2 protein-coding genes are annotated in these 1396 nt (G+C 66.7%); both read left to right on the forward strand.

Annotated elements, in window-relative coordinates:
• Nucleotides 1-895 (forward strand): quinone oxidoreductase family protein (locus tag DBR22_RS20790; protein WP_108600554.1); only part of this gene is annotated, 895 nt, incomplete at its 5' end.
• Nucleotides 895-1396: hypothetical protein (locus DBR22_RS20795; protein WP_219928148.1), on the forward strand; the 502-nt coding region annotated here is incomplete at its 3' end. The genes DBR22_RS20790 and DBR22_RS20795, both read left to right, overlap by 1 nt.

Here is a 1396-nt window from a genome sequence, read left to right on the forward strand (position 1 = left end):
ATTCCACTCCGCCCGCCATGAAGCACCGTACGTTCCAGGCAGCGAATGCGTCGGCGTCGTGCTCGAGTCCGAGCGCTTCATACCCGGGACGTGGGTGTATGCCGAGTGCCACGCAACGCCCGCCACCCCTGGCGCCTTCGCCACAAAGGCGCTTGTCGCGGACAAAGATCTGCTGCCCCTTCCCGAGGGCCTTGACCCTGTGCTGGCTGCGGCCGTAGGAAACTCAGGCACAGCGGCTTTCATGCCGCTGATCGAGAACGCCGGCCTGCGGCCGGGAGAGACGGTGCTGGTCCTGGGCGCCACCGGAGCGGTCGGGCAACTCGCGGTCCAGATAGCCCACCGCACCGGAGCCGGCCGCGTCACCGCCGTCGCCCGCAGCCTGCCGGCACTGCAGCGGCTTCTCCCCCTCGGGGCGGACGCGGTTGTCGATCTTCGCCCGGATGAAAGCACTGACGAGTTGGCGGCCCGGCTCCTGGCAGCGTCCGGCCCGGTGGATGTTGTCCTTGACGGCCTGTACGGCCCGCCCCTCGAAGCGGCATTGAAGGCATGCGCACCCCGGGCGCGGGTGGTCAACATCGGCAACCTCGCGGGCGCCACCGCCCACATACCGGCCGGGCTGCTCCGCGGCAAACAAATCACCCTGTCCGGATTCGCCGGCCTCCATACTCCCCTACAGGACAAGCGGCCGGCACTGAACTGGCTCTGGGGCGCCCTCACCCGCGGCGACCTGCAGGTCGAGGTACGCACCTTCCCGCTGAGTGAACTTCCCACGGCGTGGCGCGCGCAGGCAGAATCGCCGCACGCCAAATGCGTCATCCTGCCCGAAGGTGCCCGCCGGGCCCATTCGGCCCCCGTACGACCAGAGCACGCAGTGCCAGATGAGAGTGAGAGCTAATGCGCACCACCAATACAGCCGAAGGGGCGGCCGAGGTCACGACGGGAGTCATCGCGGGCCCGATCCACGGGCTTCGATTCGAGACACCGACTCTGACAGGCTTCACGAATGAACGTGGCGAATTTCAGTATCGAAAAGGCGAAGCGGTCACGTTCCTTCTCGGCGGACTCACCCTGGGATCGGTCGAGGGGGCGGCGAAAGTTAATCTGGCGCAGCTCGCCAGCCGCGTAGACGGGAATATCGACAAACTGCATGATCCCACCGTGACCAACCTTGCCCGCCTGGTTCAGACATTGGATCAGGACGGAAACGGCGAAGCCGGCGTCACCATTGCCCCGATTGTGCACGACCTCATCGGGCCGGTCGTGATCAACTTCAACCAGGCCGCAACCGACCCGGCAGGGGTTGCCGACGACGCAGCGGGTGCCGGCCACCTCGGCAGCGAGGCCATGGTCGCTTTTGCCAGCAACCAGGCGGTCGCTTTTGCCACTGATCCACAGG

Origin of the sequence: Arthrobacter sp. HMWF013, from assembly GCF_003061105.1 — a bacterium.
Taxonomy (GTDB): domain Bacteria; phylum Actinomycetota; class Actinomycetes; order Actinomycetales; family Micrococcaceae; genus Arthrobacter.